At 59.8% G+C, this 18,326-nt stretch carries 14 protein-coding genes and 1 pseudogene; all 15 read left to right on the forward strand.

From position 1 onward, the window contains the following. Positions 1–77 precede the first annotated feature (77 nt). Positions 78–506, forward strand: coding sequence for a MarR family winged helix-turn-helix transcriptional regulator (locus LDP01_RS01950; protein ID WP_224089870.1), 429 nt, complete (start codon positions 78–80; stop codon positions 504–506). Between the two features lie 365 nt (positions 507–871). Continuing rightward, positions 872–3,008: pseudogene (locus tag LDP01_RS01955) on the forward strand (3-hydroxyacyl-CoA dehydrogenase NAD-binding domain-containing protein). Positions 3,009–3,183: 175 nt separating this feature from the next. Continuing rightward, positions 3,184–3,969: a TetR/AcrR family transcriptional regulator gene (locus tag LDP01_RS01960; RefSeq protein WP_224089871.1), complete on the forward strand. Its 786-nt coding sequence runs from the start codon at positions 3,184–3,186 to the stop codon at positions 3,967–3,969. Then, positions 3,962–5,032: an acyl-CoA dehydrogenase family protein gene (locus tag LDP01_RS01965; protein WP_224089872.1), complete on the forward strand. Its 1,071-nt coding sequence runs from the start codon at positions 3,962–3,964 to the stop codon at positions 5,030–5,032. Before LDP01_RS01960 ends, LDP01_RS01965 begins: the two co-directional genes overlap by 8 nt. Further along, positions 5,029–6,174: an acyl-CoA dehydrogenase family protein gene (locus tag LDP01_RS01970; protein WP_224089873.1), complete on the forward strand. Its 1,146-nt coding sequence runs from the start codon at positions 5,029–5,031 to the stop codon at positions 6,172–6,174. Before LDP01_RS01965 ends, LDP01_RS01970 begins: the two co-directional genes overlap by 4 nt. Positions 6,175–6,308: 134 nt before the next feature. Beyond that, on the forward strand, positions 6,309–7,106 hold the full coding sequence (locus LDP01_RS01975) for an enoyl-CoA hydratase/isomerase family protein (RefSeq protein WP_224089874.1): 798 nt from the start codon (positions 6,309–6,311) through the stop codon (positions 7,104–7,106). Positions 7,107–7,169: 63 nt separating this feature from the next. Next, the gene (locus tag LDP01_RS01980) at positions 7,170–8,372 is read left to right on the forward strand and encodes a CaiB/BaiF CoA transferase family protein (protein WP_224089875.1); all 1,203 of its coding nucleotides are present in this window, start codon (positions 7,170–7,172) and stop codon (positions 8,370–8,372) included. Positions 8,373–8,541: 169 nt separating this feature from the next. Further along, positions 8,542–9,267 (forward strand): nitroreductase, encoded by a 726-nt coding sequence (locus LDP01_RS01985; RefSeq protein WP_224089876.1) that lies wholly within the window; start codon positions 8,542–8,544, stop codon positions 9,265–9,267. A gap of 118 nt (positions 9,268–9,385) precedes the next feature. After that, positions 9,386–10,561, forward strand: a complete 1,176-nt coding sequence (locus tag LDP01_RS01990; protein ID WP_224090979.1) for a thiolase family protein — start codon at positions 9,386–9,388, stop codon at positions 10,559–10,561. Then, a complete protein-coding gene (locus LDP01_RS01995) occupies positions 10,561–11,313 on the forward strand; it encodes an enoyl-CoA hydratase/isomerase family protein (RefSeq protein ID WP_224089877.1) in 753 nt (250 codons plus the stop codon). The genes LDP01_RS01990 and LDP01_RS01995 overlap by 1 nt, the downstream gene beginning before the upstream one ends. Before the next feature lie 166 nt (positions 11,314–11,479). Further along, positions 11,480–12,253 carry an electron transfer flavoprotein subunit beta/FixA family protein gene (locus LDP01_RS02000; RefSeq protein ID WP_224089879.1) on the forward strand — a complete coding sequence of 258 codons (774 nt, stop codon included), beginning with the start codon at positions 11,480–11,482 and terminating at the stop codon, positions 12,251–12,253. A gap of 51 nt (positions 12,254–12,304) precedes the next feature. Further along, positions 12,305–13,294 carry an electron transfer flavoprotein subunit alpha/FixB family protein gene (locus LDP01_RS02005; RefSeq protein WP_224089881.1) on the forward strand — a complete coding sequence of 330 codons (990 nt, stop codon included), beginning with the start codon at positions 12,305–12,307 and terminating at the stop codon, positions 13,292–13,294. Between the two features lie 110 nt (positions 13,295–13,404). Beyond that, positions 13,405–14,799 carry a cytochrome b/b6 domain-containing protein gene (locus LDP01_RS02010; RefSeq protein WP_224089883.1) on the forward strand — a complete coding sequence of 465 codons (1,395 nt, stop codon included), beginning with the start codon at positions 13,405–13,407 and terminating at the stop codon, positions 14,797–14,799. 1,608 nt (positions 14,800–16,407) lie between these two features. Further along, a complete protein-coding gene (locus tag LDP01_RS02015) occupies positions 16,408–17,196 on the forward strand; it encodes a citryl-CoA lyase (protein ID WP_224089884.1) in 789 nt (262 codons plus the stop codon). Between the two features lie 230 nt (positions 17,197–17,426). Further along, positions 17,427–18,314 carry an SDR family oxidoreductase gene (locus LDP01_RS02020; protein ID WP_224089885.1) on the forward strand — a complete coding sequence of 296 codons (888 nt, stop codon included), beginning with the start codon at positions 17,427–17,429 and terminating at the stop codon, positions 18,312–18,314. Positions 18,315–18,326 lie beyond the last annotated feature (12 nt).

Consider the following 18,326-nt stretch of genomic DNA (forward strand, 5'->3'; position numbering starts at 1 on the left):
TTATTCAAAGAAGGCCCGTTTCGCATCTTCACATGAAAGAACAACAAAGTTGATCAAGCAGGTTGTATATTCGATGAATGATCGACCAGAAGAAAATGACACAATCCTTCTTCGAGGCGCTGCACCCTCTACTGGCGCGCTTGAACGTGGAGCGGACTCTCTCGCCCGGAAAGCTGGGGGTTCTCCGATATCTAGCTGAACATGGACGGGCGACCACTTCGGAGCTTGCTCAGGCTGGACGGGTTAGCCCTCAAGGCATTTCGCTCGCGGCGCGTGAGCTGGAACGGCTGCAGCTGGTATCGCGCGTCCCCGACGATGTGGACCGCCGCCGGGTTTGGATTGAACTGACGCAGGAAGGCAGCCAGAAACTCGCTCAGGAGGTGTCTGTCGGATACGGCTGGTTGGACCGAACGGTCAGCGAGCGTCTAACGCCGGAAGACCGCAAGGCGCTCGCAGCAGTCATTCCCGTTCTCAGGAAACTGGCGTCTGAGGCGACCAGCGACTGAACTCTGAATGCGTCTGCATCGAGGGGCCCTGGTGTTTGGCGGCCCGTAAGGGGCGCTGACTGAACCTTAAGCGCCTGTTGGCGTTCGGTCACGCCACCGTCTTATGCACAGAATGCGCTGGAACGTCATAGTTGTTCACCAAGTATTATGTTAGGCGGAAGTGTTTAGGGCAGGGTGGCCTAGCTCGTCCTCCAAGGCGGCCCCGCCGCACTTGAGGGGAGCCGGTCCGGCCAATTGCTAACGGCGAAGGCCTGGATAGCCCGTGATTGCAGGTTTCCTGGTGAACCTGCAATGCCCTTCGGTTGAAAGCCCCATGCAGCAGTGTCGGAGCGCCGCTAATGCCCCCCTTGACTAAGGAATGACTTATGACAAACCCCACTCGCACATCAACTCAAACTGATCCTGGGGGAGGCGCCGTACGCGGCCTCTCTTCCTATGCGCAATTGACAGAGGTCCAACTGCCTGCGGCAGGCACCTTCGCACTAATCACGCTTACGGGCGGTGAAGGCAAGCCGGCCACCTTTAGCTCTGAGTCGCTGCTGGGACTCCAGGAGATACTTGTGGAAGTCGCGGCGCGAGTAAACTCCGGACAGGTAGCTGGTGTTGGCATCACTGGCCAGAACCGTTTTTTCGTGGCTGGCGCAGACATTAAGGCTCTGAAGGACCTGAAGGACCTGGGGTCGGCCCGGGCTGTTGCACGCCTGGGGCATCAGGTGTTTGGCGCACTGGAAGCTATGAACGTTCCAACCTTCGCCTTTATCAACGGTGCGGCCATAGGTGGCGGGCTGGAAGTCGCGCTGGCAGCCCGCTACCGTACCGTCTCAACGGACGCGAATGCGATTTCCCTGCCCGAGGTCTACCTAGGCCTGCTGCCCGGCTGGGGCGGAGTGTACCGACTTCCTCGGCTAATCGGGCCCGCTAACGCGGTGAAGGTGATGATCGAGAACCCACTGGCTAACAACAAGGTTCTTGACGGTAGGTCAGCCTATGAGCTTGGTATAGCAGACACCGCATTCGACAGTCCCGATTTCCTGAGTCAGTCCCTCGCCTGGGCGGACCGGATTATCACCGACGCGGCACGCCGGGAAGAACTTGATCAACGGCGGGCCGCGATTGCTGATTCCTCTCGGGAAGAGTGGGATGCGGCCATTGCTGCCGGCCGGGTCATCGTCGAGTCCAAGACCTCCAATGCCGCACCTGCCCCTGCTCGTCTGCTGGATCTGCTCGAACTGGGCAGAAGCCTGGATCAGGCACAATCCGCTGACTTGGAAGTCAACGCACTCGGCGAACTGATCCTGTCACCCCAGTTCAAGGACTCCGTTTATGCGTTTCTTGAACTTCTACAGCGTAGAGCCAAGAATCCGTCGGGCGCGCCTGATCCGGCGCTTGCCCGTCCAGTCAACAAGGTCGGAGTTGTCGGAGCAGGCCTGATGGCAGGGCAGCTGGCCCTGTTGTTTGCTCGACAGTTGCATGTACCCGTTGTGATGACGGACATCGACCAAGGGCCGCGTGGATAAAGGTATAGGTTACGTCCATGCTCAGGTGGAAAAACTGCTCGCCGGGAAACGCATCTCCCCATGCGACGCCGATCACCTTAAGACCCTTATTAGCGGATCGGTTTCCACGACTGCCTTTGCCGACGCTGACTTCGTGGTCGAAGCTGTCTTCGAAGAACTCACCGTCAAGAAGCAAGTACTTGCAGAAGTTGAGTCGGTCGTTTCCGAAAACTGCATTCTCGCTACCAACACGTCCTCGTTGCTCGTAACGGAGATGGCAGCAGACCTCCTGCACCCGGAACGCGTCATTGGATTCCACTTCTTTAATCCGGTGGCGGCTATGCCCTTGCTGGAGATTGTGCGGACTTCCAGGACCAGTGATGAAGTCCTGGCCACGGCGTTTGTCCTCGGCAGGGCGCTGAAGAAGACTACGGTCCTCGTCCTCGATGCGCCTGCCTTCGTTGTCAACCGCGTGCTACTCCGTTCGGTGGCGGAGGTTCTAAAGGCCTTTGACGAGGGTACGCCTGCGGAAATAGCGGACGAAGCACTCAAGCCCATGGGCCTGCCAATGACCCCGTTTGCGCTGTTGGGCATGATTGGTCTTCCTGTCGCACAGCATGTCATCGAGTCTCTCCATAACGCCTTCGGCGACCGATTCCATGTATCTACCAATCTACAAAGACTTATCGACCGCGGCATCACTTCGCTCTGGACCGCTGAACACGATGGCGGCCCGCATATCCCGCAATCCACCATGGGCGTCCTCGAATTCGCTCACTTCCCGGCCACCTCGGAACAATTGCTCGAACGAGTCCAGGATGCCCTGGCAGAAGAAATCGGGCTTCTGCTTGAAGAGGGAGTGGTCGCTTCCGCGGAGGACGTGGATCTATGCATGATGGCCGGCGCCGGCTGGCCGCTGCACCTCGGCGGCATCACTCCGTACCTTGACCGAACGGGCGCCTCCGAGAGAGTCAATGGCAAGCTCTTTCACTTGGGTATGCGCTAAGCCCCAAATCCAGGGCGCACCTTGCCCGTCGGGGTCGTGGCACACGTGTGAGACTACCGTCCCCACATACTGGTGGCATGCTGCTAGATTCACCTTTGATTGATAACCGACAAACAAGTTCTTGATTGCTGACCAGTAAGTTGTTAAGCTACAAGAGCGTTCAAAGGAGTAAGACGTGGACAAAGGGCAAGCTGTCGAAGAAGCGTCCGGATGGCTTTCACACAATGAGGCTGTCTATAACAACACCGAGTTGCAGCGACCAGCCGCCGCTCGGAGGAGTGACCGTCCAGCGGGCAGGGAAGAGCAGGAGCCGGCGCCGAGGCGTCGGACGCAGCAAGAGCGGCGGGAGGAAGCCGAGACCCGGCTTCTTGCCGCTGCACGCACCCTCCTCTCGCGCAAAGGTTGGGTGGGAATGACCCTGGCCGAAGTCGGCCAGACGGCAGGTTACAGCCGGGGGCAAGCTGCTCATCACTTCGGCAGCAAGGGTGCGCTGTTGCGCGCTCTGACTCTGCACATCAATCGGTCCTTCGCCCAGGAGATGCGAGATGCTCCGACGCCCCCCGCTGGCCTGCAGGCGGTACTCGGCTATGTCCGTGTCTACTTGGGCCGAAGCGATCCGAAGTGGACGAACACCCGCACACTCCTACTGCTGCTGGCGGAGTCCCTTCTCGAGAACTCAGAAACGGCGGAAGTTGTTGCCGTCTATAACCGTGAGATGTTTGCGTGGCTGGAGGACAACCTGCGCATAGGAATTGCCCAAGGTGAGGTGCGTGCGGATATCGATCCTGCAATTGGGGCGGAGTTCGTCGTGGGCGCCCTTCGTGGCCTTGCATCCCAGCGTCTTATTCAAGGATCTGCAGCAGACATACGTGGAATCAGGGATCAGGTAGTGCAGTTGGTCGAACATACGTTCGCGGCACCTACCGATCGCGAACAGAAGGAAGGAGCAAACGATGGATGACGAAACGCGCGAGATGCTCCATCAAACGGCGACGAGCATTTTCGCCGATGGACCCCCTGACTTATGGGAGGTTCTGCAAAGCGTCGGTTTTGACAAGGCTTTGGTGCCTGAGAGTAAAGGTGGGGTCGGCGTGAGCTGGGTTGCTGCCTGTGAGCTCTTGGGGATTGCTGGCAAGTACGCCGCTGCCGTGCCGATGGCCGAAGCCATGATTGGGCATTGGCTCCTGAACTTTGCGGGCATTGAAGACGTCGAGTTGCCGACAATCGCCTTCCCTCCGCCCTCGAAACCGTTTCGGCTCAGCCGATCTGGCGACGAGTGGCACGTCGACGGAGCTCTCGTTCGCGTGCCATGGGGACGCGCCTGCACGCACGTCGCGTTCATGAGCGAGGGCCCAGCGGCCCAGCTGATCGTCGTTGCCCGCGATGCAGCCGGTGTCTCGATGACGCCCGGTCAAAACCTCGCAGGCGAACCGCGCGACGACATGACGCTCGAAGGCGTCGTCCCGCTTGCCGTGGTGCCCGTGCCGTTCGAGGCCAATTCGCTGCTGGCGATAGCTGCAGTCATGCGCAGCGCTTTGATGGCAGGTGCAATCGAACATGCATTGGCCTTGACCGTGGATTATGCGAATATGCGGGTCCAATTCGGCCGACCGATCGGCAAGTTTCAGGCGGTCCAGCAGAACATTGCCGTACTGGCCACGCAGGCAGCGGCCGCGCGGGCAGCGTCCGAAGCCGGTGGCGAGGCGATTGATGGCTGGCTCGCCGATACGAACGAGTCTCTCGCGCACAATATCGATGCGGTAAGTGCGAAGATCCGCACCGGTGAAGCGGCCGGACAAGCGTCCGCAATCGCCCACCAAGTATTCGGTGCGATCGGTTTCACGGAGGAACACGAATTGCATCGCTTCACGAAACGGCTCTGGTCCTGGCGCGACGAATGCGGCAACGAAGCCTTTTGGGCCGAAGTTCTAGGGCAATGCGTTCTGGCCGACGAATCTGGGAAAACCCTCTGGCGCACGCTGACGCCGGCGGGCAGTGCCCTCGAATTAGGAGCGACGCGATGAGTAACCTGTCCTTTCCGCGCCCAAGGCAGTCCGAGGTCGGCGAACGGCTGCGGGCAGAGGTACGCGAGTTCCTCGACGATTTTGATTTTCGGAGCGACCCGCACACGGCCAGCGTTTTTGGTGGCTTCGATCCTGAATTTAGCGAAGTGCTTGGCTCGCGCGGATGGATCGGTATGGGCTTTCCCCAGCGCTATGGCGGTGGCGGCTACGGACTCGTTGAACGCTATGTTGTTTTGGAAGAGCTGCTTGCCGCCCGCGCGCCGATCACTGCACACTCTGTAGCCGACCGCCAGAGCGGCCAATTGCTGCTGCGCTTCGGCAATGAGCGTCAGCGTGAGGAAATTTTGCCCCGCATCGCTGCCGGCAAATCTTACTTTTGTATTGGAATGAGCGAGCCGGACTCCGGGTCAGACTTGGCGTCGGTTCGCACTCGTGCCACGAAAGTGGACGGAGGCTGGCTTGTAAACGGCGCGAAAATCTGGACCACGAATGCACACCGCAGCCACTACATGATCCTGCTGTGCCGCACGTCGCCGGCCACTCAGGAGCGTCACGCGGGCCTGAGCCAGTTCCTGGTCGACATGAAGACGCCCGGAATCGTGTGCCAGCCGATCGTCAACATCGCCGGAGTGCACGACTTTAATGAAGTGCACTTGCAGGATGCTTTCCTTCCCGACGAGGCGCTTATCGGGGTCGAGGGTGAAGGATGGAAGCAGGTCACCAGTGAGCTGGCGTTCGAACGTAGCGGGCCGGAGCGCTTTCTGTCTCACCTCGGTCTCTTGGAAGAATTCGTCCATGTTCTGAAACGGCATCCGTCGACTGAGGGCGCCAAGGCCCTAGGGCGCCTGGTTGCCCACCTCGCCACCCTGCGCCGGATGTCACGATCTGTGGCGACGATGATCTCCGACGGCCAAGATGCCGCACTTCATGCGGCGCTGGTAAAAGATCTGGGCACCTGCTTCGAACAGGAGATCCCCGAGATCCTGCGGCTCGCTCTGCAGACCGAGCCCGATCCCACCGCCTCTGACGCCTATCGTGCTGCACTGGCTCACGTGGTTTTGAACGCGCCTTCCTCTACAATCCGCGGAGGAACAAAAGAAGTGCTGCGCAGCATCGTCGCGAAGGGGCTCGGATTGCGATGAGCGGGCTCGCCATGAACACTCAGGTTCCTGTGTCATGGAACGTGATGCTCAAACCCACCAAGAACTACCTAGCGAGGGCTTCAATGGGACGCCCGAGTATGCACAAGCGTAGTTAAATAAGAAGGGCAAATCTAATGTCTATAGAGCTGTCAACGGAGACGGACGAACTTCATCTGCAGCAGACCGGGCACGTCTTGTGGCTAAGGCTAAACCGGCCACAGGCTTTGAATGCGCTTACCGCGTCGCTTGTTGATGATCTGACCAAGGTCATTCAGGACGCTGATGAAGATCCAGATGTGCGGATTATTGTCCTCACTGGAACGGGTCGGGCTTTCTGTGCCGGCGCGGATTTGAAGGACAGTGCAAAGCGCAGTACCGAGGAGGGTGCTCGTTTTGTGAAGAAAATTGGTGAACTCACGAACCTGATCGAAGAGTGCACTAAGCCTGTGATCGCGGCGATTAACGGGATCGCTATCGCCGGTGGTCTGGAATTGGTGCTGGCGTGCGACGTTGTGATTGCGGCGGAGTCGGCGGTCCTCGGGGACGCCCATTCAAATTACGCTATGTTCCCTGGGGCGGGCGCCACGGTGCGTTTGCCGCGGAAGATCGGCCTCAACAATGCCAAGTATCTGATGTTCACAGGCGATATGCCTACCGCCCGCGAGTGGCTGGCGATGGGCTTGGTAAGCCAGGTCGTCCCGGGCGAAGACCTAAATGACGCGGTGTCGGCACTGGCCAGCAAGCTTGCCGGTAAGAGCCCGTTTGGGTTGGCAAAAATGAAGCAAGCGCTAAACGACTCTTTGGATCAACCGGCACAAATCGGACTGCGCTACGAACGGGCGTTGGTAAACCTTTATAGCCATTCTGCCGATCGCGTCGAGGGGCTGGCGGCATTCCGGGAAAAGCGTCCTCCGCAGTTTCAGGGTAGATAGATGGCGGTGCGTCCCGGGCCGAGGCCCCACACCTGCGTATTCAAGATTTAAGGAATGAGATCTATGGAACAGAACGTCAAAGGACCATTGTCAGGCATACGAGTGATCGATGTCGGCACCATGGTCGCTGGGCCCGTGGCTGCAACTCTGATGGCGGATTTCGGTGCTGAGGTGATCAAGGTCGAGCAACCCGGCAAGGGAGACACTTTGCGTCATATCGGCCCGAGTTTGGGCGATGGTGAGAGCTTGTGGTGGAACGTCGAGGGGCGCAACAAGAAATCAATCACGCTGGACTTACGTCAACCCGAGGGGCAGCGGATCCTGAAGGAGTTAGTGAAGAGCGCTGACGTACTGGTGGAGAATTTTCGTCCCGGGACCTTGGAACGGTGGAACCTTGCCTGGGAAGACCTGGAGCAGGTGAACCCTGGGCTGGTGATGCTCAGCGTCTCCGGGTATGGACAAACTGGCCCGTATGCCCCTCGAGCTGGCTATGACCGAATGGGTCTGGCGCTCGGCGGCGTGTTGAACGCGACAGGTTACCCTGACCGTGCTCCGGTTAAGGTCGGCGTTGCCATCGCCGACTACCAGACAGCGGTGCTTGCAGCTTTCGGGACGATGGTGGCCCTGTACAACAGGGACGTACGAGGCGGTAAGGGCCAGCAGATTGACCTTTCGCTGTATGAAACGGTCTTCCGATTCACTGATGTGATGGTGACCGCGTTCGATAAGTTTGGCGACAAGCGGGAGCGCACAGGGAACCTGCATTTTGCGGCCGCACCGGGGGACCACTTTGAAACGATCGATGGGCGGCATATCGTCCTCACAGTATCCTCGGACCGCATGTTCCGTCGCCTGTGTGAAGCAATACCGGACCTGATCGGTGATGAGCGCTTCATCACGCACGCGAATCGCATCGACAACATCGAGGAGATAAATCGACTCGTTGGGGAGTGGATCAAGTCTCTGCCCGTTCCGGAACTCTGCCAGATACTCGACGAAAAGGGTCTAGCATACTCCCTCATTTACTCGATCGAGGACATCGTTGGCGACCCGCAATATCAAGCCCGGGGCACAATCGCCACCGTCGAGAATCCTCGTCACGGTGCGCTGAAAATGCCCGCGCCACAGCCAAGGTTGAACCGCACGCCGGCTCCTGCGATGCGACCAGCTCCCGAACTGGGTTCCAACACGGACGAGGTTCTAAGTGAACTCATTGGTCTCTCGGCCGCGGATATCGCGGGACTGCGCAAAGCGGGCACGATCTAGCCTACGGCGCGGCGCTGTGATGCAAATGTTGGGAAGGCTAGAGATGAAGTTGCAGGGCGGGTCGGGCCCGGCGGGGTGCTAACTGCCCGTTCTGCCAGAGTCCACCTGATAGCCGATGAAGGCGTTCAGTAAGAATTACCGAAATCTAAACACTGCTAGGAGAAGTGCGTTGATATCATCACGCGTCACGACTGAAGTGCAGGACCCCGCGAGTGTGGAAGCCGCCATCGAGAGCCGCTTCTCCTGCCGGGCATTCCTTCCGGACAAGGCCGTCGCCCGAAGCGACATCCAGGAAATACTCCGCGTCGCCAGTCAATCCGCATCCGGCACGAATACACAACCGTGGAAGGTGTACGTGCTTCAGGGCGATCAGCGGGATAACGTTGTCCACCAAGTGTGCGCTGTGGACGACGCGGTCTTCTCTGATCCGGGCTTGGCCGAAAAGCACCGCGACAAGGTCGACTTCTACCCGGCTGAATGGGTTTCGCCGTACATCGACCGGCGGCGTCAAAACGGCTGGAGCTTGTACGACCTTCTCGGAATCGGCAGGGGCGAGAAGGACAAGATGCACGCTCAGCTACAGCGTAACTACCGCTTCTTTGATGCCCCCGTAGGGCTGATCTTTACGGTCGATAAGGTCATGGGGCGAGGATCGCTCATCGATTACGGCATGTTCCTGCAGAACATCATGCTTATGGCCCGGGCTCGGGGCCTTCACACGTGCCCGCAGGCGGCTTGGAACTACTACGAGTCGACAATTAAGCCCATCATTGGCGCTGGTCCGGACGAAACGCTGGTTTGCGGTATGTCACTTGGCTACGCCGATGAGTCAGCGCCAGTGAACACACTCGTGACGCCGCGGGAGACAGTGGATAGTTTCACCCAGTGGGTTTGAGCTATAGAGCTTGGTGCTGCTTCGTCTCGGGAGTGGGACTTTTCCATTCTGACAAGGTTCCCCTGTAGTCACCTTCTACGTCACACCAGCAATTCACCTTAAAAGCAACGGAGAACGAATCGTGGAGAAAATCATCGTCTTGGACGGTGCTCGCACCCCCACCGGCAGCTTCGGTGGCATCTTCAAAGATGTGCCCGGCCACGTGCTTGGGGCGACGGCCAGCAAGGCAGCCCTGGAACGCGCCGATGTTACGGTCGACGACATCGACGAAGTCGTCATGGGTTGCATCGGCCAGGTGGGGGCCGATGCGTATAACGCGCGGCGAGTCGCTGTCACGGCAGGACTGCCAACAGGGGTTCCGGCCTACAACGTCAACCGGCTGTGCGGTTCCGGATTGCAGGCCATCTGGTCGGCAGCCATGGAGATGCAGTGGAACCAGCTTGACTTCGCCCTTGCCGGCGGCAACGAGTCAATGACAAGGATGCCGTACTACGACTTTGGCGCGCGCCAGGGCTACCGACTTGGCGACCGTTCCCTCAGCGACGGCACTCTCATGATGCTCACCGACCCCTTGCACGGCATCCACATGGGAGTCACGGCGGAGAACGTCGCCAGCAAATACAACGTCTCACGCTTGGAACAGGACGAGTTCGCTGTCGAATCACAACGCCGCGCCGCTGCGCCCGAGGCCCAGGCAGCGTTCGCCGAGGAAATCACGCCAGTCTATGTCGCGGGTCGAAAGCCTTTCACAGCTGACAAGGATGAGCACCCCAAGCCTGAGACAAACATGGAGACCTTGGCGGGATTGCGTCCTGCATTTGCCACTGGCGGGACAGTCACGGCCGGCAATGCATCGGGTATCAACGACGGCGCGGCCGCCGTCGTCCTTGCTCGCGAGTCCGTCGCTGCTGAGCGGGGCCTGAAGGGCTTGGTTAGCCTTGAGGCCGTGGCCACGGCCGCCATGGAACCCGAACTCATGGGGTACGCGCCCACGCTGGCTCTGAGGTCCTTGTTCGAGAAGACCGGCACGACGCCAAAGGATATCGGTTCGATTGAACTAAACGAGGCTTTTGCCTCACAGGCTGTCGCTGTCATCCGGGACGCCGACCTCGATCCGGCCCAGGTCAATCCCTACGGCGGAGCCATTGCCCTAGGGCATCCGGTCGGTGCCACCGGGGCGATCCTGACGCTGCGCCTTGCCAAGGACATGGCACGCCGAGATCTGGAACTTGGAATTGTCACCATGTGCATCGGTGGAGGACAGGCGCTCGCAGCACTCTTCCGGAGGATCTGATGCCAACGCCTGTAACTCTAACTACTGTCGGCGGCGTCGGACACCTGCAGCTCAACCGCCCGGAGGCGGCCAACACGATAAATATGCCCTTGGCCGTGGCGCTCGGAGAGGCGGTTAACCGAGTTGCGGAGGACGACGCGATTAAGGCGGTCTTGCTGACCGGCAACGGCAAGCGGTTCTGTGCTGGTGGAGACATTTCTGCGTTCGCAGAGGCCTCAGACCAAGGCCAGTTCCTGACTGAGCTGGCGGCCACGGTTGATGGGGCTGTGCAGGCTCTCGAATCTCTGCAGAAGCCCGTAGTGGCGGCTGTCCACGGGGCCGTTGCCGGTGGTGGGCTTGGCATCATGCTGGGCGCCGACGTCATCATCGCAGCGGAAGGTACAAGCTTTGTGTTTGCCTACCCCTCCATTGGCCTGACTCCCGACTGTGGGACTTCCGCCAGCTTGCCCCGCGCCATGGGGCTACACCGCGCACTGGCCTTTGCCCTGTCCGGGCGGCCTTTGGACGCGGGTCAGGCGCTCAACCAGGGACTTGTCACAGAGGTGGTCGTCGATCCCATGGGCCGCGCACAAGAGGTGGTCGCAGCTTGGGTGGCCGGGGCGCCGGGTGCGCTCGGCGATGTCCGAAGGCTGTTGCGCCAGGGCCTCGGCCTCTCGCGCGCGGAGGTAGGCGCACGCGAGGCCGCGACTATCGGTGAGCGCATGGCCACCGACGAGGCTCAGTTCCTCATTCCAGCGTTCCTTGGTCGCTGACTCGGGGCGGCTCGTTTTCGCTTTCTCAAGGGCGAACCCGCAGCCACTTAACAATTCGCCACAGACGTCCAAGAAAATACTTGTCGAGCAACTAGTATTTTTTGCTAACTCCCCGTAAATTGGGATACGAAAAGCGAAAGCGTTAACCCACCGAGGAGGGTTCTCCATGAAGATTGTTGTGTTGGCGAAGCAGGTTCCGGACACGTGGTCCGATCGTAAAATCGACTTGGAGTCCGGAATGCTGGACCGCGGTGCGTCCGAGCCTGTGCCGGACGAGATCAATGAACGGGCCTTGGAGAACGCCCTTCAGCTGAAGGATTCGCGCAAAGATATCGAAATTGTGGTGGTCGCAATGGGGCCGGAGGACGCGGGCAAGAGCATTCGGAAGTTGTTGTCGATGGGCGCGGACTCCGCCGTTTTGGTCTCGGACGAGTCCTTGGCGGGTTCCGACATGGTGCAGACAGCGCGGGTGCTGGCCGCCGCCGTCGAAAAGCTCGGAGGGGTGGACCTGGTCGTCGCCGGAAACGCGGCCACGGATGGGCGGGGCGGAATGGTCCCTGCGATGGTGGCCGAGATCCTGGGGTGGCCTGTGTTGCCCTCCTTGGATGAGGTGACAATCGCCCCGGATGCCATATCCGGTGTGGCCCAGGTTGATGGTGGCGTTTTGCGCTTGTCGTCGGCTTTCCCAGCCGTGGTGTCGGTTACAGAGAAGTCTGCGGACGCCAGGTTTCCAAACTTCAAGGGGATTATGGCGGCGAAGAAGAAGCCACTGGCCAGTTGGTCGCTGGACGATGTGGGGATCACCGCCACGCCGGAAGCTGTATCGGTGATGGTCTCGGCGTCGGCCCGCCCAGTGAAGCAAGCCGGACCGAAGGTTGTCGACGACGGCACCGCGGCTGCGCAGCTGGCCGAGTTCCTGGCGGCGAACCGCCTCATCTGAACGTGAGCGGACCCTACTGACACAGAAGTTAAACAGCTGAAGGAAAATACCATGCCATATACCGGAAACGTTCTGGTCCTGATCGAGACCAACCGCGAGGGGTCGCCGAAGTCCACTGCCGCTGGCCTGCTTAGGTTGGCTGCCGACCTCGGCAAGCCCGTTGCGGTGGCGGTTACTGCCCCGGGCCGGTCCGGGGGCCTAGTCGCTGAACTGGGGACCTTGGGCGCGGCCAATGTGTACCTGGCCGAATCGGAGAGTGCCGCCACCGAATTGGGGTCCGCGCTGGTCGGTGCCCTGGCAGACGCCGTACATACGTATGGGGCCGGCTTGGTGTTGGTACCGGCGACGAACGATTCCAACGCTGTGGCAGGTCGGCTCGCAATTGTGGCTGGGGGTTCTGTAGCCGCTGACGCGGTCGCTGTTCGCTTTGACGAGGAGAGCCAGGAGCTCATAGCTACCCACTCAATTTTCGGCGGCGACTTTACGACCGAGTCGACCGTGGAAGGTGGCCTAATGGTAGTTACTGTGCGTCCGGGATCCATCGAGGGCGTGGCGGAAACCGTCGCCTCTCCTTCGGTCACGATCGCGGAGATATTAACCACGACGGCGACCGGGGCCACGGTCGATGAGGTCAGCGAGGCTGCGGCGAAAGCTGGCAGGCCGATGTTGAGAGGGGCGAAGAACGTCGTCTCCGGCGGGCGCGGTGTTGGTTCGAAGGAAGCGTTCAGCGTGGTGGAGGAACTAGCCGACGTGCTCGGTGCCGCTGTGGGTGCCTCGCGTGCCGCCGTTGATGCCGGGTACGTGCCGCAGTCCTACCAGGTGGGTCAAACTGGCGTGACGGTAACCCCCCAACTCTATGTGGCGCTGGGAATCTCAGGGGCCATCCAGCACCGGGCAGGCATGCAGACTTCCAAAACGATCGTTGCCATCAACAAGGACGAACATGCTCCGATTTTCGACGTCGCGGATTTCGGCATCGTCGGGGATGTGTTCACAGTGGTCCCACAGCTGATCGAAGAGATCAACAACAGACGCAGCTGACGCCGGTGCCGGGCGGTCCGCTACCCAGTGAGGACCATGAGCAATGGTCCGACGGAGGCCTTCCGGCCATTTGAACCCGAAGTTGATACCCAGGCAAAGGACCGAGATCCATGACTAGCGAGAGAGACCCCAGCCAGGCACCCAGACGCCGCCGCATGGCAGGATACACGCCGCTAGCGCCCGAGCGCACCGATGCCGCGCCCGTGTCTGCAGAGCGCGTACAGAGGCATCTGCAGCATCATCCGGACGATTCGTCGGTTACAGAGAAGGCCATGACGGTGTCGCCGACCATCGATGACGTCACTCCGACGATCGATAAGACGGAGCTTCAGGGAATCGACCTTCCAGCGGAGGGGGAACGCGAGCAAGCCAAGCCCGCTGCTGAGCACGCTACTCCACGCAAGCGCCGGATGGGCGCTGTCCCGCCGGCGGCCGGAGCCCAGGATGTCGCGCGTCCATCGACTGATTCTGCGGTAGGGAGCGGTTCCGGTTCCGCGCAGGCCGGTTTGGTCGCTCCGGCAGCCAAAATGACCTCTTCGGCTAGTCTCCTTGGCACAAAGGGGGCGGCGGAGGGTGGCGACATAAGTGAATCGAGGGTGACCGGCCCGGCATGGCGGAAACCCGCTGTGGTTACTGCTGGTTTATTGGTTCTGGGCCTGCTGATAGTGGTTGGCGCGCGTTGGCTACGTACGCTCGAGGGTGTGCAGCAGTTCGTTATGACTTACAGTGGGCACGCGTGGCAGCCCGAAGGTGCGCCGGTCGGAATCCCGGCATGGCTAGGCTGGCAACATTTTTTCAATATGTTCTTCATCGTGTTGATCGCCCGCACCGGCCTTCAAGTGCGTACGGAGCGTAAGCCTCCCGGCTACTGGACAGCGAAGAAGAACTCGTTCTTCTCCCCGAAGGGCAACAGCCCAAAAAAGGTATCACTGTCCCAATGGCTGCACCAGACTCTGGATGTACTCTGGGTGACGAACGGGATAATCTTTGTCGCTCTGCTATTTGTCAGCGGGCACTGGAATCGGATCGTACCGATGAGCTGGGACATCTTTCCAAACATGCTCTCAGCAGCAGTCCAATATGCCTCGCTGGACTGGCCGGCCGAAAACGGCTGGGTGCACTACAACGCACTGCAGGTGATGGCCTACTTCCTCACGGTGTTCATCGCCGCCCCGTTGGCGGTTCTGACGGGCGTCCGGATGTCGACTTGGTGGCCCGAACGTGCTGGGCGCCTCACGATGATGTTTCCGGTCGAATGGGCGCGGGCATTGCACTTTCCGGTGATGCTCTACTTCGTTGCGTTTACGGTGGTGCATGTGTTCCTGGTGTTCTTCACTGGAGCCTTACAGAACCTAAACCACATGTACGGCTCCCGGGACGTTGTGGACTGGTGGGGCCTCGTCGTGTTTCTGATCTCGCTGTTGGTCATCGCCGCAGCCTGGTTCCTGACCAAGCCGTTGTTCACCACACCCATCGCAAACCGTATGGGCAAGGTCACCAAATAGTCCAACGAGCTCCAGCCCGATGGCTTGAAGTATGGGCATGAGTCACCGCAGACCCCTGCGTGACGCAGTAAACAAACCCAATAACAGGCCGCTCAAAGGCCAATTTCCGGCTGGGACATTCCGTTCGGAAACGCCCGGCGCGCTGACGCGCAGAGTCACCGGCACTGTTCGCCTGGTCACTCTAGGTCGGTCAGCGGGCCGGACGGAAGAGTGCGTGCGCTTGTGCGACGGGCTTGGTTTCGAAGGCCTTGTCAAGGTTCTCTCGCATAGCAGTTCTTGAGCCAAGTGATGCCGGGTTCCGTGGAGTTCTACGGATGCTGAACAGTTCCACGTCCACGCTGCACAGGGAGCGGCCTGCATGTCGGATTCGTGTGCGTGTAGCAAGGGGGGCCGGTGGAAGGGCGGAGAAACACCATCCGCAGGGACTGGAGATCGAAGTGATCAGGAGCCGGAGTGGCCGAATGGGCCGCGAGGCCCGCCATCATGGACATAGCCCCTCCGTGAACGGTCCCATTCCGATTCATAAACTCATCGACCGCAGGGAAATCCGGTCCCCTAAGGAAACCTTCGGTATTCGCTGGCTTCCCGCCCGGAGGGGTTGAGGCCGGACTACGCATGCCAAGCAATCTGTCCAGCGTGACGTCGGATTCGGGCCCCAGTGGCAGCGCGCCCAATCGGTTGAAATGGTCAAGTGCCCCCGCGGGGGTGGGTCCGACTGTTTGAAACCAGCCAACGGCATGCACGTGCTCCCTGCCGTCCGGCCCACGGAGACTGCCAAAGGACACGCCTCCCCTCGGATCTACGAAGCCGCTTCGTGTCCAAGCCTCCAGTACTGTGCCGTCAGTAGGAAGCGGGGCCAGAAAGTTCAGTTGTAGCTCCGTCGTGACCATCCAAGTAAGGTCTGGGGCGGCGGCGCGGATAGAAGTTGCGAGAGTTTGGTCTAAGAGGGAGGCAGCCGTCAACCCCGTTGGGCGCCCCTCATGGTCCAGGCACCAAACTCCAGTGACCATGGAACCGGTGCATTCGGGTACCGTGCCGTCATCGGCGCCACGTAGTTGGGTTCGCATGAGCCGCTCGACGCGACCCGACGTGGGTGCCACGGCACCGGGGGAAGCTGCGGTGCGGGAGTCGGATGGCGCGGAGGACTTGTGCATGCCCGGAGTTGAAGGAGCCATTCCACGAACATATCGCAGTCTTCGCTATGCCTGAATCCGTATAGCAATCTGTGGGCCCTCGAGTGTCCCGCTGGTCTCCGTCGCAAGACCTTCCGGTCGAACTTTTAGTGCCCGTCAACTGCCAAACACTTGATTGCTGATCAGTAAGTGCTATCCTGCTTGCATGGTACCGCTCCAAAGCTAGTCAGAACGTTGGCAAGCGAAGCGATTAGTCCAACGGGGTTGCTACTAGCTCGCCGGCTCCGAGGGCCGGCAATCTCGATACATGGGAGGACTAGAGGTACTGCCACGGTACTCACGAGACTCGCATCGCAGACGTGCTACCTCGCTGCGTTGGCGGTTGTGCGCAACATGAGAAACCAGCGTGCAGGCTCGGAGCATTCGGTGCGCAAGCTATTGAACTACAGGTAAAACTAGAACTGAGGACATCAAAGTGACCACACGTGATACCAATGCTTGGGAAACTGACATAGGGGAAGTCGAAAAGGACGATGTAATTATTCGGGGACACCGCCTGAGTCAATTGATCGGGAATACTTCATATTCTGAGATGATGTACCTGGTTCTTACCGGAAAGCGTGCAACACCTGGTCAGGCTCGCGTTCTCGATGCTCTACTCGTCTCGGTGATGGAACACGGAATATCGCCGTCGAGTACGATCACCAGGATGCTCGCGTCATACGGGGTTCCCATTCAAGTAGGGATTGCGGCCGGAGTAACCACCTTCGGGGACATCCAGGGTGGCGCTGGACAACAACTGGCATTGAAGTTGCAATCGGTTGTTCATCGAATAGCCGAAGATGGCGAGGTCACCGACGAATCGCTGCAGCGAGCCGCCAAGGAGATTGTGGCTGATAGCAGGGCAAGGCGGGAGCCTCTTGAGGGGTTTGGTCATCCGCAACACGGTGCGGATCCGCGCTTTCCTATTCTGATGGGTATCGCCAAGGAAGAAGGGGTCTTCTCCCATCACTCGACATTGCTGGCGCACCTGGAACACGAGCTGAGTCAAGCGGTTGGGCGCAAGATTCCAGCGAATGTCGATGGCGCGATTGCAGCTCTCATTCTTGATCTGGGGTTCACCTGGGAAACGACGCGAATATTCCTGGTCGCACCGCGGTCTGTCGGCCTTGCAGCCCACTACTTAGAGGAGGTTGCACAGGGAAACACTTGGCGGCACGTTCCTGCCGACCAGGTAAATTACACTGGCCCAGACCCATCGTAATTGGTATTCCAACTGTGATGACAATGTTCGAGTGGCAGTATTCGCTTTGCGCTGCGGTCATCTTGTATTTCTCACAATCAACCTAGGTGAAGTTTGCTGTCTGAGTTCCTCCATGTTCAGTTGAGCGACAACACAACTGCGTCGGAATTTCAGCGCATCGTAGCGTGGTTCGGGACAATCTCGCTCGAGCATCAGTTTAAAGAAACGATCGAATGAATGGGAGCAGGCTTATGGGTGTTCTGGATGGAAGAGTGGCGATTGTGACTGGCGCCGGGCGCGGTCTCGGCCGCGAGCACGCCCTGCTGCTTGCGGCCGAGGGTGCGCGTGTGGTGGTAAATGACGTTGGGGGAGCGAGCCCGGACAATGGTCCGGCGCAGGATGTGGTTGCCGAAATCATATCCGCGGGCGGGCAGGCCGTGGCTAATACTGACAGCGTCAGTGACTGGCATGGCGCGCAGCGGCTGGTGGAAACCGCCATCCGCGAATTCGGAGACCTGCATGTGGTCGTAAACAACGCGGGCATCATGAGGGATCGGACGTTGATCAACATGACCGAGGAGGAGTTTGACTCGGTGGTGGACGTCAATCTAAAGGGTACTTTCGCTGTCAGCAGGCACGCGGCTGCGTATTGGCGTAACCAATCAAAATTGGGGTTGGCCGCAGACCGGGCGATTATCAATACTTCCTCGGCCGCGGGTCTACAGCCCGGGGCAGGTCAGACAAACTACGCCGCAGCGAAGGCAGGGATCGCTGCCATGACGCAGGTCGCTTCAAAGGAGCTAAAGAGGTATGGCGTGCGGGTCAACTGTATTGCGCCGGCTGCGCGGACCCACTTGACTCTGTCTACGCCGGGGCTCAGTGAACGGGTTGCGGAGCCGGAATCCGAGACGGAGTTTGACAGCTGGCACCCCGGAAATATCTCACCGCTGGTCGCGTTCCTGGCGGCCGAGCGCTGCACCCTCTCCGGCCATATGTTCCGCGTCGTAGGTGATCTGATCGGAGTCTACGAAGGTTGGCGGGTCGTAGAGACATTCGAGAACGGTAGCCGTTGGAGTGTGCCGCAGATCGAACAGGCACTTGTCGGCGTCGCAGTCGAGCCCGTCGCCCAAGAAGCCTGAGCGTAACGCGTC

Origin of the sequence: Arthrobacter sp. StoSoilB13 (genome assembly GCF_019977255.1) — a bacterium.
Classification (GTDB): domain Bacteria; phylum Actinomycetota; class Actinomycetes; order Actinomycetales; family Micrococcaceae; genus Arthrobacter.

Excerpts from the sequence above, each read along its gene's own strand:
- LDP01_RS01950 (WP_224089870.1), top strand. The coding sequence starts at position 78 with ATGATCGACCAGAAGAAAATGACACAATCCTTCTTCGAGGCGCTGCAC.
- LDP01_RS01965 (WP_224089872.1), top strand. The coding sequence starts at position 3,962 with ATGGATGACGAAACGCGCGAGATGCTCCATCAAACGGCGACGAGCATT.
- LDP01_RS01970 (WP_224089873.1), top strand. The coding sequence starts at position 5,029 with ATGAGTAACCTGTCCTTTCCGCGCCCAAGGCAGTCCGAGGTCGGCGAA.
- LDP01_RS01975 (WP_224089874.1), top strand. The coding sequence starts at position 6,309 with ATGTCTATAGAGCTGTCAACGGAGACGGACGAACTTCATCTGCAGCAG.
- LDP01_RS01980 (WP_224089875.1), top strand. The coding sequence starts at position 7,170 with ATGGAACAGAACGTCAAAGGACCATTGTCAGGCATACGAGTGATCGAT.
- LDP01_RS01995 (WP_224089877.1), top strand. The coding sequence starts at position 10,561 with ATGCCAACGCCTGTAACTCTAACTACTGTCGGCGGCGTCGGACACCTG.
- LDP01_RS02000 (WP_224089879.1), top strand. The coding sequence starts at position 11,480 with ATGAAGATTGTTGTGTTGGCGAAGCAGGTTCCGGACACGTGGTCCGAT.
- LDP01_RS02005 (WP_224089881.1), top strand. The coding sequence starts at position 12,305 with ATGCCATATACCGGAAACGTTCTGGTCCTGATCGAGACCAACCGCGAG.
- LDP01_RS02010 (WP_224089883.1), top strand. The coding sequence starts at position 13,405 with ATGACTAGCGAGAGAGACCCCAGCCAGGCACCCAGACGCCGCCGCATG.
- LDP01_RS02020 (WP_224089885.1), top strand. The coding sequence starts at position 17,427 with ATGGGTGTTCTGGATGGAAGAGTGGCGATTGTGACTGGCGCCGGGCGC.